Annotated in this window: 17 protein-coding genes; 9 read left to right on the forward strand and 8 right to left on the reverse strand. The window is 48.6% G+C overall.

Going from position 1 to position 21110, the window contains the following annotated elements:
• Position 1 precedes the first annotated feature (1 nt).
• The 6 genes from E4K71_RS04630 to E4K71_RS04655 all read left to right on the forward strand — a co-directional run bounded on the left by E4K71_RS04630 (position 2) and on the right by E4K71_RS04655 (position 6668).
• Entirely contained in the window at positions 2 to 1354 is a 1353-nt protein-coding gene (locus tag E4K71_RS04630) for a type II and III secretion system protein family protein (protein WP_135077222.1), read from the forward strand.
• A gap of 17 nt (positions 1355 to 1371) precedes the next feature.
• The gene (locus tag E4K71_RS04635) at positions 1372 to 2001 is read left to right on the forward strand and encodes a CpaD family pilus assembly lipoprotein (RefSeq protein WP_167730287.1); all 630 of its coding nucleotides are present in this window, start codon (positions 1372 to 1374) and stop codon (positions 1999 to 2001) included.
• Positions 2001 to 3212 carry an AAA family ATPase gene (locus E4K71_RS04640; RefSeq protein WP_135077226.1) on the forward strand — a complete coding sequence of 404 codons (1212 nt, stop codon included), beginning with the start codon at positions 2001 to 2003 and terminating at the stop codon, positions 3210 to 3212. Before E4K71_RS04635 ends, E4K71_RS04640 begins: the two co-directional genes overlap by 1 nt.
• A gap of 85 nt (positions 3213 to 3297) precedes the next feature.
• Positions 3298 to 4713 (forward strand): CpaF family protein, encoded by a 1416-nt coding sequence (locus E4K71_RS04645; protein WP_135077228.1) that lies wholly within the window; start codon positions 3298 to 3300, stop codon positions 4711 to 4713.
• Positions 4714 to 4725: 12 nt separating this feature from the next.
• Positions 4726 to 5706 (forward strand): type II secretion system F family protein, encoded by a 981-nt coding sequence (locus E4K71_RS04650; RefSeq protein ID WP_167730289.1) that lies wholly within the window; start codon positions 4726 to 4728, stop codon positions 5704 to 5706.
• On the forward strand, positions 5703 to 6668 hold the full coding sequence (locus tag E4K71_RS04655) for a type II secretion system F family protein (protein ID WP_135077232.1): 966 nt from the start codon (positions 5703 to 5705) through the stop codon (positions 6666 to 6668). Before E4K71_RS04650 ends, E4K71_RS04655 begins: the two co-directional genes overlap by 4 nt.
• On the opposite strand, the gene E4K71_RS04660 is transcribed toward E4K71_RS04655, so the two are convergent.
• The 5 genes from E4K71_RS04660 to E4K71_RS04680 all read right to left on the reverse strand — a co-directional run bounded on the left by E4K71_RS04660 (position 6665) and on the right by E4K71_RS04680 (position 13440).
• A complete protein-coding gene (locus E4K71_RS04660; protein WP_135077234.1) occupies positions 6665 to 7444 on the reverse strand; it encodes a tetratricopeptide repeat protein in 780 nt (259 codons plus the stop codon). The genes E4K71_RS04655 and E4K71_RS04660 overlap by 4 nt on opposite strands.
• 405 nt (positions 7445 to 7849) lie before the next feature.
• Positions 7850 to 9592: a methyl-accepting chemotaxis protein gene (locus E4K71_RS04665; RefSeq protein WP_135077236.1), complete on the reverse strand. Its 1743-nt coding sequence runs from the start codon at positions 9590 to 9592 to the stop codon at positions 7850 to 7852.
• Positions 9593 to 9754: 162 nt separating this feature from the next.
• Positions 9755 to 12043, reverse strand: a complete 2289-nt coding sequence (locus E4K71_RS04670) for a GAF domain-containing protein (RefSeq protein WP_135077238.1) — start codon at positions 12041 to 12043, stop codon at positions 9755 to 9757.
• Complete coding sequence (locus E4K71_RS04675) at positions 12030 to 12683, reverse strand: hypothetical protein (RefSeq protein WP_135077240.1); 654 nt, start codon at positions 12681 to 12683, stop codon at positions 12030 to 12032. The genes E4K71_RS04670 and E4K71_RS04675 overlap by 14 nt, the downstream gene beginning before the upstream one ends.
• Before the next feature lie 70 nt (positions 12684 to 12753).
• The gene (locus E4K71_RS04680; protein ID WP_135077242.1) at positions 12754 to 13440 is read right to left on the reverse strand and encodes a hypothetical protein; all 687 of its coding nucleotides are present in this window, start codon (positions 13438 to 13440) and stop codon (positions 12754 to 12756) included.
• A 455-nt stretch (positions 13441 to 13895) separates the two neighbouring features.
• On the opposite strand from E4K71_RS04680, the gene E4K71_RS04685 reads away from it, so the two are divergent.
• Positions 13896 to 14213 carry a hypothetical protein gene (locus E4K71_RS04685; protein WP_135077244.1) on the forward strand — a complete coding sequence of 106 codons (318 nt, stop codon included), beginning with the start codon at positions 13896 to 13898 and terminating at the stop codon, positions 14211 to 14213.
• 80 nt (positions 14214 to 14293) lie between these two features.
• Here the strand turns inward: E4K71_RS04685 and E4K71_RS04690 are convergent, their stop codons facing one another.
• Positions 14294 to 15406, reverse strand: coding sequence for a porin (locus tag E4K71_RS04690; RefSeq protein WP_135077246.1), 1113 nt, complete (start codon positions 15404 to 15406; stop codon positions 14294 to 14296).
• A gap of 263 nt (positions 15407 to 15669) precedes the next feature.
• On the opposite strand from E4K71_RS04690, the gene E4K71_RS04695 reads away from it, so the two are divergent.
• The gene (locus E4K71_RS04695) at positions 15670 to 16149 is read left to right on the forward strand and encodes a 4Fe-4S dicluster domain-containing protein (protein ID WP_135077248.1); all 480 of its coding nucleotides are present in this window, start codon (positions 15670 to 15672) and stop codon (positions 16147 to 16149) included.
• Between the two features lie 14 nt (positions 16150 to 16163).
• Positions 16164 to 18011 (forward strand): aldehyde ferredoxin oxidoreductase family protein, encoded by a 1848-nt coding sequence (locus tag E4K71_RS04700; RefSeq protein WP_135077250.1) that lies wholly within the window; start codon positions 16164 to 16166, stop codon positions 18009 to 18011.
• Positions 18012 to 18064: 53 nt separating this feature from the next.
• Here E4K71_RS04700 and E4K71_RS04705 read toward each other — a convergent pair whose 3' ends face one another.
• Together E4K71_RS04705 and E4K71_RS04710 are read right to left on the reverse strand one after the other, a co-directional pair.
• Positions 18065 to 18478, reverse strand: coding sequence for a hemerythrin domain-containing protein (locus E4K71_RS04705; protein ID WP_135077252.1), 414 nt, complete (start codon positions 18476 to 18478; stop codon positions 18065 to 18067).
• Positions 18479 to 18481: 3 nt separating this feature from the next.
• Positions 18482 to 21103 carry a bacteriohemerythrin gene (locus E4K71_RS04710; RefSeq protein ID WP_135077254.1) on the reverse strand — a complete coding sequence of 874 codons (2622 nt, stop codon included), beginning with the start codon at positions 21101 to 21103 and terminating at the stop codon, positions 18482 to 18484.
• Positions 21104 to 21110 lie beyond the last annotated feature (7 nt).

A 21110-nucleotide genomic window follows, 5' to 3' on the forward strand; every position in this document is an offset into this window, starting at 1 on the left:
GATGATGAAATACGTCCTGTACATGATGATTGGTCTGATGGCTCTTTTCAGTCTTCTCCCCTTTTCAGCCGAAGCCGTGGAAATTGTTCCCCAAGCCCACCAGTCGTTGAATGTGGAACATCATAAAAGCCGTTTGATCCGCCTGCCGCGTGCCGCCTCTTCCGTCTTTATTGCAAACCCGGATATCGCCGATGTGCAGGTCAAGTCTCCAACCTTGATTTATCTGTTTGGTAAGGCGGTTGGCACCACAACCCTTTATGCGGTTGATGGGCGCGATCAGGTGATTGCCAATATGGATGTGGATGTCACCCATAATCTCAAAAACCTGAAACAAGCTGTGTTTCAGGCTGTTCCCGGTGCTGATGTACATTTTTCCAGTATCAATGGGGCACTTGTCATGGATGGCACGCTTCATTCTGCCCGTGAAGTCGAAGAGGTGCGCCAAATCGCAACACGTTTTAGCCCGGCCTCATCTGGTTTAATCAACCGTTTGCGTGTCGATGCGCTTAATCAGGTGAATTTGCGGGTGCGTATTGCGGAAGTGTCACGCGATGTGGATAAACGTCTGGGCTTTGATTGGTCTGCCATGGGGACGTTTGGCAGTATTGCTTCTTTTACCTTGGCTTCAACCAACCCCTTTGCTCAAGCTGTGAGCACCTTAAGTGTCAGCAGCAACGATATCAGCGGGGTGATTGATGCCATGGAAGATGAAGGGCTGGTGACGATTTTATCTGAACCTAACTTAACCGCGATGAGTGGCGAAGAAGCCAGCTTCCTTGCCGGTGGTGAATTCCCCATTCTGGTTCCCGGTGACAGTGGGCCAACCATTTCTTTTCGTGAATATGGCGTGCGCCTGTCTTTTAAGCCGGTGATTCTGGATGACGGGCGGATTAATCTTCAGGTTGAACCGGAAGTGAGCTCTCTTTCTGAAAGTAATTCGGTTTCTTTAAACGGGTATGTCATCCCGGCCCTGACCACGCGTAAGACAAAAACGACTGTGGAACTTGCCAGTGGGCAAAGCTTTGCAGTAGCTGGGCTATTGCAAAATAAAACAGGTCATAATCTGAATAAATTTCCGGGCCTTGGTGATCTACCAATTTTAGGTACATTGTTTCGTTCCGACAGTTTTCAACGCGAAGAAAGTGAACTGGTGATCATCATTACCCCTTATTTGGTGAAACCGATCACCCATGCCAAGGCGGTTGCGCCAACTGATGGCTTTACACCGCCCCATGATATGGAAAGGATTTTTGTAGGTGGGGCATACCATCAACAGTCCAAGCAGGGGGCTGGCCTTCAACTGGATGACCAAGGGCGCAAACTTATTGGCCCGGTCGGCTTTACCCTGAATTAAGGATGAGGAGAAAGATCATGAAAACAGTATTTACCGCCCTGTCTTTGTCCATTCTGTTCTTATCAGGCTGTCAGACCGTACAGGATATGCAGGTCACACGCAGTGTGCCTCAGCCAGTGGTGCATCAAAGTGATAATCGTCTTGAAGTCCAGTTTGATGATGACACCAGTTTGCTCAGCCATGAGGAACGTCGTGCCTTGGATCAATTTATTATGAAACATGAAATCAAACATAATGATGAACTGGTGATCAACGTGGCGTTACAAGGTGGAACCCTGGCGGAAAAACGGGCTGAAAAAGTAGCTGCCTATTTCCGCAGTTTTGGTCTGAAACCTCAATTTAAAGGATTGGAGGCTGCGCAGGGTTTACAAAAGATTGGCGTTAGCCTGAGGCGGTATCGTGTATCCGTACCAAACTGCCCGAATTGGACGGACGATCCGAATGCGACCTATCACAATCAGCCCCATTCCAATTTCGGCTGTGCGACAGCGGCCAATCTGGCCTTGATGATTGGCAACCCCCGTGATTTGGTGCGTGGGCGTGATTTATCAGCCGCTGATGGGGCTGTGCTATCTAATAGCCTGATCCAATATCGTCAACCGCGCAGCACGAGCACCACCCAAACCACAGGAGGAGGGACCAAGTGATGAGCGCTCTTATACAACAAAGTGGGACTGAGCCTTTCATGGCTTTTGTACAGGATGATATCACCACGCATTCCCTTGGCGATATTGTGTCCTTGCAGGGGTGGAACAGAAATCGCATCTTTGATGGCGGGATTGACCTTGCCATTGCGACCTTGGGCGATATCCATACGCCTGAGCTGTTGGTTATTGATCTGACAGGCTGTCAGGACCCGCTGGGGAAAATTAATCAACTGGCATCTGTATGCGAAGCAGGTGTGCGCCTTGTCTGTCTGGGCACCACCAATGATGTGGCCCTCTATCGTGATTTGCTGGATATGGGGGTGGAGGATTATCTGCTCAAACCCATTGATCGCGAGACTTTGGAACATGCCCTGCAACGCGCGATGGAAAAACCGGAAGAAAACCCGCAGGTTGAAGCTGGTTGTGAGGGCGAAGTCATTTCTGTTTTGGGGGCTTTAGGTGGGGTTGGGGCGTCCAGTATTGCACTGAATATGGCTTGGGCCTTATCTGGGCGTTATAGCCAGAAAGTCGCCTTGGTCGATATGGATCTCCATTTTGGCACTATCGCCTTGTCTCTGGATCTGGAGCCGGGAAAAGGTTTTCGTGAAGCCTTGGAAAACCCTAGCCGGATTGATTCTCTTTTTTTAGAACGCGCTATGGTTAAGGTGAATGAGAATTTAAGCATTCTGGCCTGTGAAACAGATTTGGCTATGACGTGTCAATTTGAAACGGAGGCGTTGGATTTACTGATTGAACGCTTACGCCAAAAATTTGATTTGGTGATTTTGGATATTCCACGCATGTTGCTACCCCAATGCGGGGAGCTATTGGCCGGTTTGGGCAAGATGCTGGTGGTAAGTGACTTATCTCTGGCCGGTATGCGTGATTGCTTGCGTATATCGCGTTATGCCAAAGATTATATGGTGGACGATAACCTGATGGTTCTTGCCAATCGGGTCGGGGAAAATAAAGAGCGTGAACTCAGCCCCAAGGAATTTGAAAAAGGGGTGGAACGTTCCTTGTCTGCCCATCTGCCTTTTGATGCCAAAGGGTTTGCTGCGGCGGAAATGCAGGGAAGCCCGCTTTTGGAGGTTGCAGCAAAGTCAAAGGCTGGACAGTCTCTTTCTCCGTTTATTCGTAGTTTGGTCGATCACGGTGAGGATGTTGAAAAAAGCCCCTCTTTTTGGCGAAAATTGTTTAAATCCAAGTGATTGCTATCACAGCATTGATGGCCCCCCTGTCATATAGTTAAGAGACTAAGAACGTATCTGTGAGGATAAAACAGGAGGCCGGATCATGCCACTGGGTGAAACAGGACAACAACGCGTCACATTTGGATCACGTGGCAATGCGGCCTTGCAACGCAAACCTCAACGTCGCCTTGAACCGTCTGTGGATGGGAAAACAACGGATCAATCTTCTGAACAAGATGAACTGAGCCAAGCCAGTCGCGATAGTGTGGAACGGGCCAAACTTGTTGTTCAGCCGGAAATTCTGAAACGTATTGATGCAGGTAAAGCCGCCAAAATGCCGCGGGGTGAATTGGCGGATCAGCTTGGTGAAATTGTTTCTGAAATCCTGATTGAAGAAGGTCAGCAGCTTAATCTGGTTGAACAACGTGACCTGATTACCATGTTGCTTAATGATATGTTGGGTTTGGGGCCACTAGAACCACTTTTGGCTGATGAGGCTGTGACGGATATTATGGTCAATGGGCCGAAACAGGTCTACGTGGAACGCGGAGGCAAGCTGGAAGTGTCCGGTGTGACTTTTCGCGATAATGCCCATGTGATGAATATCGCCAATCGAATTGTATCGCGCATTGGCCGTCGGGTGGATGAAAGCTCGCCCTTATGTGATGCTCGCCTTGAAGATGGTTCGCGGGTTAACATCATCATTCCCCCTTTGGCGATTGATGGGCCAAGTATTTCTATTCGTAAATTTCCCAAGATGCGCATCACATTGGACCGCATGGTAGAAACGCAAAATATGTCGGATGCCATGTGTCGGGTCTTGAAAATTGCCGGGCGTGCACGGTTGAATATTTTGATTTCCGGGGGCACAGGGTCGGGGAAAACAACGCTTTTAAATGCCATGAGCCAAATGATTGATCATGGTGAGCGTATTGTCACGATTGAAGATGCTGCTGAACTGCAATTACAACAGCCCCATGTGGTGCGCCTTGAAACCCGGCCAGCCAATCTGGAAGGGGACGGGGCAATTAGTCAGACAGAACTGGTGAAAAATGCCCTGCGTATGCGCCCGGACCGAATTATTCTGGGCGAAATTCGTGGATCAGAAGCGCTGGATATGTTGCAGGCGATGAATACGGGGCATGATGGCTCGCTTGGCACATTGCACGCCAACCGTCCACGCGAAGCCCTGACCCGGATGGAAAATATGGTGGCTATGTCGGGTGTGAAATTGCCCAATGAAGCTGTGCGGGCGCAAATTTCAAACGCGCTGGATTTAATTGTACAGATTTCACGTATGCGCGATGGCGTGCGCCGGATCACCCATATTACCGAAGTGATCGGTATGGAAGGTGAGATCATCACCACGCAGGATTTATTCAAATATCAATTTGAAGGCGAAGATGCCAACGGCAAGCTGATGGGGCGTTATGTTTCCACAGGTTTGCGGCCTAACTTTATGGATCGGGCAGATTATTTCGGTCTGGGCCGGGCCTTGATGGAAGCAATGGCGCAATAGGAGGCAATGATCATGTCACAAGAATTGATCCTGTTTTCGGCTTTGGGTATCAGCGTCTTGCTGGCTTTATTAGCGATGGCAGAACTGGTGTTGGGTAAAAACAGGCAGCTGCAAAAACGGTTGAAAAAAATGCGCCAACGCATGGGCGATGAACTCCCCGATGTCGATGTGCAGGCATCTGTTTTGCGTGAAGATAAAACCAAAGCACCCGGACTGGATAAACTTGTCAAAAGACTGTTGCCCAGTGCACAAGTCTTAAGCCAGCGGCTTGCCCGCGCAGGGCTGGAACTGGGGCCGGGTAGTTTTGTTGGATTGTCGGTCTTGGCCGGGATTGGCGGGGCAGGGGGCTTGTACCTGTTTGGGGAACTTTCCTTGCTTGTGTCGGTCTTTGGCGGGATTGGTCTTGGGGTTGGGGGGGCGCATATAGTGATTGACCTGTTTATTGCCCGACGCAATATGGTTTTTACCAAGTCCTTTCCTGATGCGATTGATCTGATTGTACGTGCGGTCAAATCCGGCCTGCCTGTAACAGAAGGTATCAGTATCGTTTCAAGCGAAATGGACGGCCCGGTCGCCCATGAATTCAAACGCATTTCAGAGGCCATGAAAATTGGTGAAACCATGGAGGATGCCCTGTGGTCAGCAGCCAAGCGATTGGAGAATGCCGAGTTCAATTTTTTTGTGATTTCTTTGGTCGTTCAATCAGAAACCGGGGGCAATTTGGCAGAAACTCTGGAAAATCTCAGCGATATTTTACGCCAACGTCAGACCATGAAGCTTAAGGTCAAGGCTATGGCGTCAGAAGCACGCGCATCTGCTTATATTCTGGGGGGCTTGCCTTTTGCGATGTTCGCCATTCTGGAAATCCTCAGCCCCGGTTACACCAGCCCGCTTTATGGCAACCCCACCGGGACCGTCTTGTCTATTGGGGCGCTGGTGTCAATCGGGATGGGGGCCTTTGTCATGTTTAAGATGGTGAGGTTTGAGATATGAGTATGTTCACATCTATCCCTGTGGAAACCCTCATTGTTTGGGGGGCTGGCTTGCAGGCGTTTTTTGTCGTGTTGTTTGTCTGGCAAGCCTTGTTGGTACGTGACCTGAAATCCAAACGATTAAAGTCGATCCAACGCCAGCAGCAGGAATTGCAACATCAATCCTTAAGTGCCAGCAAGCACAGTTTAAAGCGCCCACAATTGATGAGTGTTGTGAATAAGGTGGTAGCGAAATTGAATGTTTTGCGTTCGCGTGAGGCAGAAAAGGTGGCTGATGATCTGGCGCGTGCAGGTTATCGTTCCAAGGAAGCCTTAAGTATTTATTTTTTCTTCCGCTTTTCTCTTCCCTTTGCTTTTGGCGGTATTGCCGTGGTCTGGCTGTATGTATTGGGCATGGGAGATATGCAGCCTATGGGCCGTATGTTGGTGGCGGTGGTGGCTGTATTGATCGGGGCCTATGTCCCAAAACTTTATATCACCAATCAGGCACAAAAACGTGCCGAAGCGCTGCAAAAAGCCTTGCCTGATGCACTCGATTTGATGGTGGTTTGTGCCGAGGCTGGTTTAAGTCTGGATATGGCATTGAAACGGGTGGCAAAAGAAATGATGGGACCAAACCCACAAATGGCCGAAGAATTGAGCCTGACAGCCATGGAGTTGGGCTTTCTGCCCAATCGGGCTGATGCGCTGAACAACCTGAATAAACGCACAGACATGCCATCTTTGCGCGCTGTTGTGGGGACGCTGCAACAGACAGAACGTTATGGCACACCACTGGCACAAAGCCTGCGGGTGCTATCACAGGAATTTCGCACTGAACGGATGTTAAAGGCAGAAGAAAAGGCGGCAAAATTGCCTGCAACATTAACTGTGCCGATGATTTTATTTATCATGCCAGCGTTATTTATTGTGCTGCTGGGGCCTGCGATCATTCGGGCAATCGCGGTGTTTCCCGATTTTTAATTCCCAAAGACAGCTTTTGTGCGCTGGGCTTGTGTCATTGTGCGCAATCTTTCATAGACTTGCAGGTTATGTTTGACAGTCTCGCGATCCAGAATTTGTCCGGCAATCTGGGCTGCTGTTTCTGCATCTCCCTTAAGCCCGTAAAAAAGGGCTAAATTCAGGCGCAGGCGTTTGGGGGCTGTGCTGTCGTGACTATGGGGGCTGAGCATCTCAATCGCTTTGTCCAGATGACCGGACAGGGCCAAAGACAGGGCATAGTTGCTTTTTGCATCCAGAGAGGGAGCGTTGTGATTCAGAGCATTTCGGTATTGGGCCTGTGCGGCCTCATGCTGTCCCGTCATATCCAACGCCACGCCCAGGCTGTTCAGTAACATGGCATCATTGGGGGCAAGGGCAAGGCCGTTTTTAAACTGTATAATGGCTTGCGGCAATTTGTTGCGTTCAACCAGCACATTGCCATAAAGGCGGATCACTTCAACATTATCAGGCACATATTGAAGACCATTGGCATAAATTTGTTCCGCTTTGTGCAAATCCCCTTCACGGCGGGCCATATCAGCCATGACGATCAATAGGTCCGGGTTTTGCGTGTCCAGACTATAGGCGCGTTGATAAAAGCCAAGGGCATTGGCGTGATCACCTGCTTTGGCTGTTCGTTCCCCAAGGCGCGTGAGTTGCTCGATTTGTTGTTGGACAGCCCCGCTTGTCTGAGGGGCAGGTGCGGGGGCACAGGCGGGAAGGACAAGCAGGGTGCCTAAAACAAGAAGGGATTTCATGATATATCACCCGTATTGGTCAAGGGGAGGTTTCATCAAGTGTATCGGGTTGGCAGGGGCCATGCAAAACATAAAAAAAGTCGTGTGCCATAATGAAGACACACGACTACAGCTCTTTTCTCTAAATCTGACCCGCTTTCACGTTTATCTCAAACAATGTGGGTAGAAACCTTGCATGTGGCGGTGTTATTCACCGCAAATGGAAGGTGCCGCCCTCCACATTGTTTGAGATAAACGCCTCTGGTGGGCCTTATCTGTGCTTGTGTCGCGTCAATTTGCTTAACCGATGCCCCGCATCGCTTTGCACAATTTTCCTAACTCAAGCACAGATAAGGCTCCATGAAACGGGTCAGATTTAGAGAAAAGAGCTGTAAGGTTGCGGATTGGTAATTTCGTCAAAGAGGATTAAGACGCTGTACGGTTCATTTCAATTTCCTGTGTGGCAGAGCGCACAACGTCATTGAGGTGATCAACAAGATATTGGATGCCCTGAGAGATCGAGCTGGCCCCTTCTGTAACGACTGTGGCTTTGTTGGCCGCAGCAAGTGACTTGCCGGAAACTTCAGAAATTTGATCGGCTACCTGTTTGGAAGCATGTGTATTTTCCTGAACGTTGGAGCTGATCTCAATCGTTGCCTGAGATTGTGAATCAATTGTATCACGCACTGCCTGAGTGGTTTCAGTCATCTGTTTCAGGATATTTGCGATTTTGCTGATTTCCTGTACGCTGCGAGTACTGTCTTGTTGAATGGCACTGACTTGCGCAGAAATCTCTTCGGTGGCCCGGCTGGTTTGAACGGCCAGATTTTTCACTTCGGAAGCCACAACGGCAAAGCCTTTGCCAGCTTCCCCAGCACGGGCGGCTTCGATGGTGGCGTTGAGGGCCAGAAGGTTGGTTTGTGCTGCAATATCCTGAATCAGGGTGACAATATCACCGATGCTCACAGCAGCTTCGTCCAGTCCTGAAATGGTACGTGCAGATTGTTCAGCTTGGGTGCTTGCTTCGTTGGCAATGGCAAACTGATTTTCAACCTGTTGTAAAATGGCGTTGATGGAGCTGCTGAGTTCTTCGGTTGCAGCCCCCACACTTTGTGAATTGCTTAAAGAATCTTCTGCTGCAACGGCAACGGACTGGGAATAGTCAGTTGTTTCTGTTGCTGAAAGATGCATGTCACTGACAGCAGATTGCATTTTGGAGACTTCTGCTGTGACTTTTTCCAAAGCAGAACGGGATTCTTCCTGCACCTTGTTAGCCATGTTGGAAAGGGCAAAACGACGCTCTTCGGCTGATTTCTCATCTTGAAGGCGCTGTTGTCTTTTCAGTTCTTCATTTTCGGTGGTTTGTTGTTTGAACACATCCAGTGCACGGCCCATGCTGCCCAGTTCATCCTTGCGGCTGGCTTCTGGCACGTCAAAGTCAAGAATACCCTTGGCAAGCATGGTCATTTTTTCGGTCATGCGCGCAATGTTGCGGCTGATCCCATTGGCTGTGAAAAAGGCAAATAGCCCCAAAATGATGGCAAGAAGAGCAGGGATAAAGGAAAGGGACTTAGCTTGTGACAGGATGTCTTCTGTTTCCTGTGCATTCTTTTGTGCATCCAGTGCCAGCTGTTTGACATCTTTATCAATGATGGCCTGAAACTTATCCATTGTTTCCTGAATGGCGGCAGCAACCTCGTCAAAGGCGGCCATGGTTTTATTACCCGCAGCTGGCCCCCCGGCAATATAGGCTTTTGCCATCACGACCCCTGTTTCGTAATAGGGATCAAAAACATCGTTCAGGCTGTTAATGATTGTGTTGAGTTCGCTGTTGTTGAAAGGCTGGGCAAGCTTTTTGATCTTTTCCACATTCTGTTTAAACAACTGGGCATTGGCTTCGGCTTCGTCAAAGCCATCGTTGAGCCCATCCAGCCCACGTGTGGCAGAAATATCGGTCAGCCATTGCTGCACCTGCACGGTATTGAGCTTCAAATCTTTGGCAGAAGAAACCAGGGGGAGAATATTATGGGAAATCTTCTCGCTATTATGTTTAAGTTGATTCGCATTGTGATACACAGAATCAAATTGCGTAAGTGTAAAACCAATGGAGGCAATCACCATTATGGTTAGGGAAAGCGCCGAAAGCAGCAGCTTTTGCTTGATAGACATCTTATTCACCAATCTCAAATTTTTATGATTTAAAGAAAGAGCGTATATAACTTGAAATGGAAAATAAAGTTTAAATTACGTATTTTTACTGTTATATAATAAGTCTTAAAATTATTATAATTTAAGTTTTTGCTAAATGGTAGATAAGGATTTTGAGCTGTTTTACTTGGAGGTCATAACCCAGACTCCATCCCATGTTTCCGGATCAACCGTTTCCTTGAGATGTTCACAGCGTTCAATATAGATTTCTGACGCTTTGTCTTTGGGGTTCAGTTCCAGAACCTTGCGGAACTTGTCAATGCCATCGTCAAATTTGCCTGTACGATAACAATCAATACCATCGCGGAAATAGGCAAGGGCCTCTACCATATTGGGGAAGGTTTCTTCGGTATGGTAATCCAGAACTTCGTAAATACCGACCGGTTCGGTCTTCCCTTTGACCACCACATGGTCCATGGCACGGGTGCGGTAGGTGCTTTTCAGTTCCTTGAAGGTAAATTCAGAAATTAGGATATGGGCACCATATTGTTTGGTGCCACTTTCAAGGCGAGCGGCCAGGTTCACCCCATCACCGATAACGGTATAATCCATCCGTTTGGGGGAACCGATGTTACCGGACACCACGTTATCGGTATTCAGGCCAATCCCGATATCAATTTCCATCAAGCCCTTGGCGGCGCGTTGCTGGTTGAATTCACGCAGTTTGACCATCATGTCAATGGCACAACGTACCGCACGGTCCGGGTCATCTTCATGGGGGAATGGCGTGCCAAAGATCGCCATGATGGCATCACCGATAAATTTATCCAGCATGCCGCCTTCTTCATTCAGGCAATCGACCATGACGGTGAAATAGTCATTGAGCAGGCTTACAATCCCCTGTGCACCCAGTTCTTCCGACAAGGTTGTAAAGCTGCGCACATCAGAAAACAGAACGGTGGCGACGCTACTTTGCCCGCCAAGAATTTCTTCCCCACCACCCATGAGCTTGTCGGCAAGGCCAGGGTCCATATAGCGCGACATGGTGGATTTCATGCGTTTTTCAGAACTGATGTCTTCCATCATGATCATGGTACCAATTGCCTTGGAATCTTTATCCAACAGCGGCAGGGTCGTGATGTTGACGGACGTTTCTTCCTTGTCTTCGCCGACCAGCAAGACGGCATCAAGGAAGATATCAGCCTCATTTTCATCACGCACGGTGCGCAGGCGTTCCACAACAAAGACATTTTCTTCGGTGAAGAAATCGGCATCTTTTTTACCGATGATCTCTTCGGCCTTGACCTGAAGAATACGCAAGCCTGCGGCGTTACAAGTCACGATGTTGCCTTCTTCATCAAAGGTAACAACGGCGTTACTCATACTTTCCAGCATGCTTTCGTTATAGTTTTTCATCTGTTGCACGTCGGCAAAGAGCTGGGCGTTTTCCAGCCCGACGGCAATTTGTGAGGTAAAGGCTTTCAGGCGCTGTTCATCTTCATCGCTGAATGGCCCTCCTTTTTTATTAAGAACCTGTGTCACCCCGATGACCTTGCCGTCTTTGTTCAGTACCGGACAGCACAGGATAGAACGTGTGAAATAACCCGTTTGCTTGTCAAAGGCCGGGTTAAAGCGCAGGTCGGCATAGGCATAAGGAATATTGACGGTCTTGCCAGAGGTAAAGACCGTGCCTGCAATCCCCAGATGATTGGGCAGGCGAATGTTGGTGGCACCCAGCCCCTGACCAATCTGCGTATAAAGCTCACTGGTTTTTTCATCGTTAAGAAACAGGGTGGAACGATCAGCCTGCAACATTTTAGTGATGGCATTCATGATCATCTGGAGCAAGGGGCCAAGATTGATCTCGGACGATACATCGGACACCACATTGAGGAATTCGGCTTCCTGTTCGCGCAGTTTTTCCATGCGCTCCACAAACAGGGTGCCTTGCAGAGCGATGGAAGCTTGCGTGGTGATCGCCTGCATGATGGCAAGGTCATCATCGCTGAATTCGGCCTCATCATTTTTATTCAGGGTCTGGGCAACCCCTAAAATATCGCCTTTAACCGTGCGCACAGGGGCACAAAGAATGTTGCGTGTTTTATAGCCGGTGGCATGGTCAACACTGTGATTAAAGCGTTTATCGGCATAGGCATCAGGCACAATCTCGGGCTCACCACTGGTATAAACGGCACCTGCAATACCAGAATTATTCAGGATACGGATTTCGCGCTTGATATCGCCCAAAGCAATGCGCGAATAGAGTTCGTTGGTGGCATGGTCATTCAAAAATAATGTACCGCGATCAGAATCGGTGGCTTCGGTCACGGCTTCCATAATAATGCGCAGTTGTTCATCAAGGGTTTCTGCCTTGGCAACATCATGAGAGACCTTTAAGACCAGTTCTGCCGTACTGGGGGTGACGTGAAGTTCGTTTTTGATCACGTCTTGTGTTGTATTACTTTCCGGCATGTTGCGCCTCCAACGCTTCCCTCATTGAGGTGATTGTATCACGTAATTGTTGGTTTTCATCGCGAAAGCTGCTTTCCATCTGCGTGCGTTCTTCATCATAACGGTGCTTCATCAGCTCCATTTCATCGCGCAGGCTGGAAATTGTACGTTGCAATTGCAAGGCTTCCCCATGGCCATCGGCCTTGGTTTTTTGCACGCTTTCGTCTTTGTCTTGTCTCAGGTTTTCCAGCTCATCACGCAAGGCTTGCGCGGTGTTGATCAGGGTACCTGCCTCTTGCTTGCCATCGGCCAGCGTGCGCTGAATTTCCGCATCTTTATTCAGGCGCAGGTTTTCCAGTTCGTCGCGCAGGGCTTGCGCGGTTTTGGTCAGCTGAACAATTTCACCATGAGCATCGGCTTTGGCCTTTTGTACCGCATCTTCCATTTCGCGGCGTTTGTCTTCCAGTTCGTCGCGCAAGGCAGAAACCGTTTTCTGCAGTTGAAGATGTTCCTGATGGGCATCGGCCACAGCCTTTTGTACGGCCTCGGTTTTTGATGCGTTGAGGCTGTCCATCTCATCGCGCAAGGCTGCGATGGTGTTTTTCAGATGTCGGATTTCGATTTGAGCCTTGTAAAGCTCGCTTTCCGCTTCAGTTGTCATGACCCGCCCTGTTAGACTCAAAAGTGATTTAGTGTAATATGTTGAGTCTTAACAACACTTTAACCCATAATTATTCGACAACAAAGACATCTTCCAAATCTTCAAACGATCCGTCGGTATTTTCCGGGGTGATCAGGGCCAGACCGTCCAGAATAATAACGGCATTTAAGGCTGCATCGCGTTCCACCCCATCACGTAAACGTTCGGCCAAAAAACCATTGACGATGGAAAGCTGGGCGTAATTTCTGTTGAGTTCATCAAAATTCAGCGGCTTTTGTCCACCATTGTGGGAATTTTCAACAAACTGGCGCAGCAAGTTCGCCGCAAGGGAGCGAAAGACCGTTTCCTGTTCATTGGCAAAGGGCAGGTGGAAGCGGGCCAGCGGGCGCAGGAATTTGGTGTGCGGGCAACCCGATGTGGCACACACCAGCCCCAGAAGCGAGGCAATACCCGTTTGAAAAGTCGATTTTGTAATGATGGTGCGCTGTGGGGTTTCAACCTCAATCACGGTTTTTTCATAAGAAAACTTTTCTGTGAAATGGGGCAGAAAATCAGCCACAGCCACAGCAGTTGGGCACCATTCAACATCATCGCCAAGGGGGCAGTTGGAACATTTTTGATGGGATAGTTTGGCCCAACCTGGTTTTTCCATATCCTTACGAGGTTGAATTTGAAAGGTCTGTTCATCAAAATCCAGCTCGATATGAACAACTTCTTCCTTGGCTGCGAAAAACTTATAAATAATTTGTTGGGTCATTGTTTGAATGTGCCTCTAGTTTTCGGAAATCAAGCTGTTGTTTTCTTTATTTTTACACAGTATGCGAAGTTTTTGGCGTGAGCTTCATCAAATTGGGTGAGAAAAAGCATATTTACATGATTTCAGGATAAGAAAAAGAGAAAAGGGCTGTGACATAAACCCGTGATCCTTGCGCAGGTTTTGATGTTTCTCAATCTCCCCTTGTTCCTCACGATTTTTCGCCTTATGGTGCAAGGTGACGTTTAGCGACGTTTAAAAAGCGGTTTACTGCCCCCGACTGGGCGGTCTTTGTGTGCCTGTAAAACGGCATGCAAGGCTTTTCCTATGGTCGGGAGTGGGCTGAATATAACACCCTCGGGAAATAGGTCCGCATGTCTTTTTACATGTCGCTAAACTCCCGGTCACCAGAAAAAACTCTGGTGACCAGAGATGGAGTTTTAAAAAGGAAAAGCGACATGCATCTGGACCAAAACAACGATTACGACATCTTCATTAACCGTATCATCGACGCCCTGCGCGACCATACGGACCCCACCAAATCCACCGCAGATGAACGCAAAAGCGGGGCCAGCCTGTGGCGCACAACCACACCGCAGGATTATCTGGCAACACTCAGTCAAACGTACGGGGATAATCTGGATGCAGCCTTGCGCAAGCAAATCCATCATGCCCTGGATGATCAGGAAGTCGATGTGGCGTTTTTCCTGATTTTAACCCTGTCACGCCTGCCACTCTATAGCTTGAATGAAACAGAGCGCAGGCCGTGGGGATGAGGTAACAGGTGTTGAGCATTAAAAAACCGCCTTGGTTGTTATTCCAAGGCGGTTTTCAATACCATGATATGGTGAAGGGATTAGAAGGCAACTTCCATGCCCAGAACGACCCCTTTACTGATATTGTCTACAATCGTGCTGGATGAAATATCATTGACGCCATAGCCGTTGACATCATAGCGGAAGACCGACCCTCTGAAAGTGACGCCTGCGCCAAGGTCATAAGCCCCTGAGATCATAGCGATGTTCAAGTCGGATTTGGCTCCTGAAACAGTTGAATTGGCATCATAAATCCCTGAAAGATAGGCGGCTGTGACACTATACGGCCCTGTTTCATACCCAAGACCTGCTTCCCATGTTTGACCATCAAAGATGGAGGCCGCATATCCTGTCGTGGCGTTGCGATCTTCAAGGTTAGAGGTCCGTTTATAGGAACCGCTCAGGCTGAAGCCTTCATATTCCAGATCAAGACCGGCACGATAGAAATTGCGATCGCTCACGTAGCGTTTTTGTACTTTTGAAAGGTCTGCCCCGATTTTAAGATCGTTCCACTCACCACTATAGCTTAAGGCAAACGCTTGAGCTGAACGTTTCGGGCTGTAGCTGCCCTCTTGACTTTCTGTTGCGCTAATCAAATGGCTGAACCCAAATTGAAAACCATTGAAGACGGGGGAGTAATAATGAATGCCGGGGGGCTGTATTTCTAAAGAGCTTCCAACCAAAGCTGTTGTGTAGGCAACATCAGTTGCAAATTGTGCGCTTGGGCGCCATTCTTCAACATCACCTTTGTTCAGGCCGATGCCGACATCTCTGGCCTTATAGGCCATTTCGGTGCTGACGTTGTCTGTGCGTCCCACCTGAATTTTACCGTAGCTATCAGAGGAAATCCAGCCATAGGATTCATCGGTATTGCCATCGCTGGTTCCGCCACTGCGTTCTGTTTCCATCATGACACCAACAGACAAACCGTTATCCAGTTTTGTCGACCCGCTGAAATAGATTTCAGCATCTGAATAGGTGCCGACGTTGGAATAGTTCCAGCGTGAAAGTTTATTGATGGAATGTTCGGTGTAACCAACCCATTGTTTCATAAAACCGGAAATATTCAGTTCGATCGGGTCAGCAGCTTGTGCCGACAATGCGCCGAGGCAGAGTGCGCTTATTGCGGTTGTGCGCAGGATGACTTTTTTCATGATACCCCAAAAATGTATTTACATACGTTTCGTTATAGTAAGAGATTCGAAATCTGGGCGCAGGGTAATGGATGGGGGCGTCAAAAGCAACCTGTGCCTGATAAAAAAACTCGTTCTGTTAATGTCTTGTTTACATGGCTGGAATTTACCATCGACAGCTTTGGGTGTTGGATATACACTCTTTACTGATTATTCACTTTTGAAAACATAAAGGTTCTAAACGTTTTAATAAAAAGCGAATGGGCCAACAGGGAATGTGAGAGATGCAAAAAGCGCTGAATATCAGTCCGGATAAATGTACCGGATGTCTACAATGTGAGGTCGCCTGTTCATTTGAACATACAGGGGCGTTTAACCCTTCAAAATCACGTATCAAAGTTTTTAAGTTCCATGATGAAGGACGCTTTGTTCCTTATACCTGCACACAATGTAGCGAGGCATGGTGCATGCAGTCCTGCCCGACAGGTGCCATTACTCAGGATGGGGGAACAGGGGCCAAGGTTGTGGCTGATTCCGCCTGTGTCGGCTGTAAGGTCTGCACCATTTCCTGCCCGTTTGGGACGGTGAATTATGTACCCGATACGGGCAAGGTTGCCAAATGTGATTTATGTGGGGGGGATCCCAAATGTGCATCGGCCTGCCCAACAGGGGCGATTACATTTATTGATGCCGAAGCCACCGGCCTTGATAAAATGCGCGCCTGGGCGGCCAAAACCGATAATGCTGCACAAGCTGAAAGTTAAGAGGAGGATATCACATGTCATGGACACGTAAACTTTTGCGGGTGAACCTCTCAAACGGGGCCTGCACATCAGAAGATCTGAATATGGACTGGGCCAAGCAATATCTTGGTTCACGCGGTCTGGCGACCAAGTATTTTATTGAAGAAACCGATCCAAAGGTTGATCCTTTATCAGCGGATAACAAACTGATTATGGCGACAGGGCCGTTAACAGGCACTTGCGCCTCCACTGCCGGGCGTTACACGGTTGTGACCAAGGGGGCCTTAACAGGGGCGATTGCCTGTTCTAATTCCGGTGGGTTCTTTGGTAATGAAATGAAAAATGCCGGATGGGATATGGTGATCTTTGAAGGCAAGGCGGATAAGCCGGTTTATTTGCTCATTGAAAATGAAGATGCTCGTTTGGTCGATGCTTCCAACTATTGGGGTAAATCCTGTTGGGATACGGAAGAAGGGATCAAGGCTGATCATCAGGACCCGCAAATCCGTGTGGCCTCCATCGGTGTGTCCGGTGAAAAGGGCGTGATGTATGCCTGTGTGGTCAATGATATGGACCGTGCGGCAGGACGTTCCGGTGTGGGTACGGTTATGGGGTCAAAGAACCTGAAAGCCGTTGCCATTCGCGGCACCCGTGGTGTGCGTGTGGATGATCCGGCCGCTTTCCTTGAAACCACGAATGCAGGCAAGCAGGTACTGGCGGAAAATCCGGTGACAGGGCAGGGCTTGCCGACCTATGGTACGCAGGTGTTGATGAATGTGATCAATGAACTGGGTTCATTGCCGACGCGTAATTTCCGAGATGTGCAGTTTGAAGGGGCGGCTAATATTTCCGGTGAAAAAATGCACGAGGTTCGCGCCGATGGGACCAAGAACTTAGTGACCAATGCGGCCTGTTATGGCTGTACCATTGCGTGTCAGCGGGTATCTACGGTGGAGCGCACCCATTATACGGTCAAAGATCGCCCGGAATATCAAAAGGCATCCGGCGGGCTGGAATATGAGGCAGCCTGGGCACTGGGCGCAGCCACTGGTGTGGATGATCTGGAAGCGCTGACTTTTGCCAATTTCATCTGTAACGAACAAGGCTATGACCCGATTTCCTTTGGGGCCACCGTTGGTGCGGCCATGGAACTGTTTGATATGGGGCTGATCACCACCGAACAGACGGGCGGTATTGAGTTTAACTTCGGCAATGCCAAGGCGTTGACTGAGGCTTGTGAACTGGTGGGCCGTGGTGAAGGTTTTGGTGCTGAGCTGGGCTTGGGTTCTGCACGGCTGTGTGAGAAATATGGTCAGCCGGACTTGTCCATGTCGGTGAAGAAGCAGGAATTCCCAGCCTATGATGCACGTGGGATTCAAGGCATGGGGCTGACGTATGCGACCTCAAACCGTGGGGCGTGTCATTTGCGTTCTTATACGGTGGCCTCAGAAGTTTTGGGCATTCCGGAAAAGACCGACCCCTTGGTGACAGAAGGCAAGGCCGGATTGGTCATGGCCTTTCAGGATGCAACCGCTGCGGTAGACTCATCTGGCCTGTGTATCTTCACGACCTTTGCCTGGTCCCTGGAAGATATCGCCCCGCAGGTCAATGCGGCTTGTGAAGGGGACTGGACAGTGGACAGCATGCTGGAAGTCGGTGAACGTGTCTGGAATATGGAACGTCAGTATAATATTGCTGCGGGCTTTACGGGTAAGGACGATACATTGCCCAAGCGTCTGTTGAAAGATGCCGCCAAGACCGGCCCAGCCAAAGGCAAGGTCAATGAGCTGGATAAGATGCTGCCGGAATATTACCAGATCCGGGGCTGGGATGGGGATGGCATTCCCACAGCTGAAACCTTAAAACGTCTTGGTTTAGGCTAAGGCTTTTCCAGAAGAAACGAAAAAGCGGCTGCCAGAGGGGAGCCGCTTTTTTTTTATCTGCTTAAAATCTGATGCTGTTGATAGGTTTCAAGGAATTTTGAATCTTCTTCAATAATGTGGTGGAAAAACTGCATGATCATCCCTTCCACAAATTCTTTGATTTCTTCACCCGTTTTCAGAGACAGGGCCTGTTGAATGCCGTCTTCCATCAGCAGACAGAGTTTTTGATGTTCGTTCATATGTTCAAGCAATCCGTCAAAGCTGCATTTGCGCATGAGTTCTTCTTCACTGGCGAAATGTTCATGAACGGATTTAATCACTTGATTGGCAGATGCTTTGATCAGGACATTATCTTGATGGAGGATGCTGTTAAAACAGCTGTTGATGACCTCAACCAGTTGTTTGTGTTCTTCATCGACACATTCAATACCAAGGTGGTATTTTTCATTCCATCTGATTTGCAACATAACCTAGAAAATCTCACTACTCAGAATATATGACGCATATTTGCGATCTTCCAGCAGGATATGTAGCAGAACCCAGCGTTTAAGAAAGTTATAAATTTGTTCGGCTTCTTTTTTATTCAGGCGTTTGGCGCAGCGTTCTGTTAAGGCATCAAGCTGGGTTGCGAGCTTTCTGTGTTTTTCGATATGAGAGGTTGCTTCTGAATAGCCAGCTTCGTTGAAGATTTCTTCTTCTTTTTCAAAGTGGAAGCGGGTGTAATCTGCCAGTTCCTGGGCAATTTTCTGAATTTTGGGCAGGGCTGTTTGCTGTTTGATGGCGCTGATCAGGTCTTTTGTAAGAGACAAGAGCTGTTTGTGGTGCTCATCAATGATATCCAGGCCGACGTTATATTCTGTGCGCCAGCCAAGCAGGGAATCATCCCATATATGAGAATTCGCCAGTGCCCGCATTTGTTTGGAGACTTTTTCAAGCAGCTTCCATTGTACGATGGGAATTTCCTTAATCACTGCCAGCGGGATCAGGGCGATGGCACAATCTTGTGAAAATTTCAGTTTGAAGATGCTTTCCATGCCGTAAACCGCATGGTCTTCAAACAGGGTGTCCCCCACGCAAAGTTCCTGAAAGACATGATCGCCCAGCATTAGGGTGACACTGCCTTCTTTAATCAGGCCGATATAATCATGTGTACTACCAAAATCCTGAAACGCTTTCAGGTCATCGGTAATATGCATGCTGGCGGAAATGGCATTTTTGATCCCGTCAGAAATAGACCCGCCAAACAACCAGGATTTTTGCAGCAATTCCCGTTTTTCTGCCAACATGGACAGGGCAGAAAACATGTTATTGCGTTTGACAAATTCCATATACATATTCATGGGGAATTTTAAGGCTTTGACAAAGCTTAAGGCGCGGTAGGTCTCGCTTGCTTTTTCCCCGCACAGGCCATGCATATCCGCAATAAAACTGCCAGCCGACATGCGGTGGATTTTATGAGCTTGCGGGTTCAGGATTTCCACTGCTCCGCTCAAAACGAAATAGATGTTATGAATATCATCGCCTGCCTTGACGATGATTTCTTCGGGGTTGAAGTCGATGATTTCGTGGTTCAGCAGCAGTTTGAACTGGTCACGGGGTAAATCGGGGAAGAAAGACCGCAAGTAGCCGTGAGCCTTGGAAAAGAGGAAGTCATTACTGCCCGGAATGAGAATATCTTCGGTCCCAAAGGGGGCACCACTGCCGATTTGACGTTCCTTTTCGTTTAAGGAGCGTGCGGTGTGGGCAAAAATAATTTTTTCTGAGCGATCTTCTGTAAAGTCACTCGCAACCCCGTGGATCAGTCCACCGCCATTATCCAGTTTTTTTAAATCGCAGGGCTCCAAATACTGTTGTTTGACCTGCTCGCAATAGGCTTGTGAAATGCCGGGCTGGCCTTCATCTTCGCAGACCATCCCATCCAAAACCTGAAAAGAAGCAATGTCAGCCAGATGACCATATGTCTTATAACCATCCCCCCATTGGGTGCGGAAATACATGATGGTTGTTTCCATAGGGTGGGGGGAATTGATGGGTTTGACTTCCAGTCCCTCCACATTATTCCAGTCATTTTCTTTCAGATCAAAGACATCAAAGAACTGGGTGAACCGGCTTTCTTCCATCGCCAGCAGGGCGGAAAGTTTTTTGATTGTGGCATGGCGCACCAGACGGGTGGAGAAAAACTTGATCCGGTGATCAGACCGGATCAGGGTGGGCAGGCCCGCAAAATGGTCATCATGACAATGGGTCAGGAAAATGCCTTCAATCTCGCTGATATCAATGCCAAGTGACTGCAAGGTGGTTTCAATATTCGGTCCGGCATCAATCAGATAGGTCTTGCCCTGAAAGACCAGAATGCTTGCCATGGACGGGCGCTCAATATCCCAGCCATCACCTTCACCGGAATGGATGATGCTGAAATAGGGACGTTCCACCTGATATTGGCCGAGCTTGTAGGGGGGGAGATATTGTTCATCTTCATCCAGGTTTAAATCAACCGTGATTGTTTCATCCTGATAGCAGAATGTGAAGATATTCACGGCTGTACGTTCAATGGTTACGCCATTGCGAATGGGGGTAGCTTCTGGTTCAATGACCAAACTGTCAAGAAGTTCGCTCGGGTCCGCAATTTTGCCAAAGGCAAACTTTAGCTTCAGGCGCATCAACTGCTTGGCATCTGCAGCTGTGGCTCCAGCCTGCATCAATTCATCTTCTGATGTGAGGCCGTAGTTGCCCCGGTGGATGTAATGAATTTGTGCGGTCAACTGGTCCGGATTGCCAATAAGAAGGGGCTTTACCCCCGTGTTGCCGGGGTGATTTGGCAGGATCATTCCCTGACGATAGAGCATCTGTAAAACAGGGAATTCGCTCAGGTTGGAGAAATTACTTTTCTGGACACTCAGGTCAGATAATAAAATGGCATTGGGGCCTGTCTCATGAAAAACGGGGCTGGCTTCGTTTGTGAAGATCACCCCGCGTTTCATCATATGTTTAACGGCGTCTGCCGGACAGCCACATAGAATGCGTAAATCCGCATCGGGGAAATCAAGCCAATAGACACCGTTTGCCAATTTGGTTTTGATGATTTTCCCCATGGGCCTG

The organism is Terasakiella sp. SH-1 (assembly GCF_004564135.1).
Classification (GTDB): domain Bacteria; phylum Pseudomonadota; class Alphaproteobacteria; order Rhodospirillales; family Terasakiellaceae; genus Terasakiella.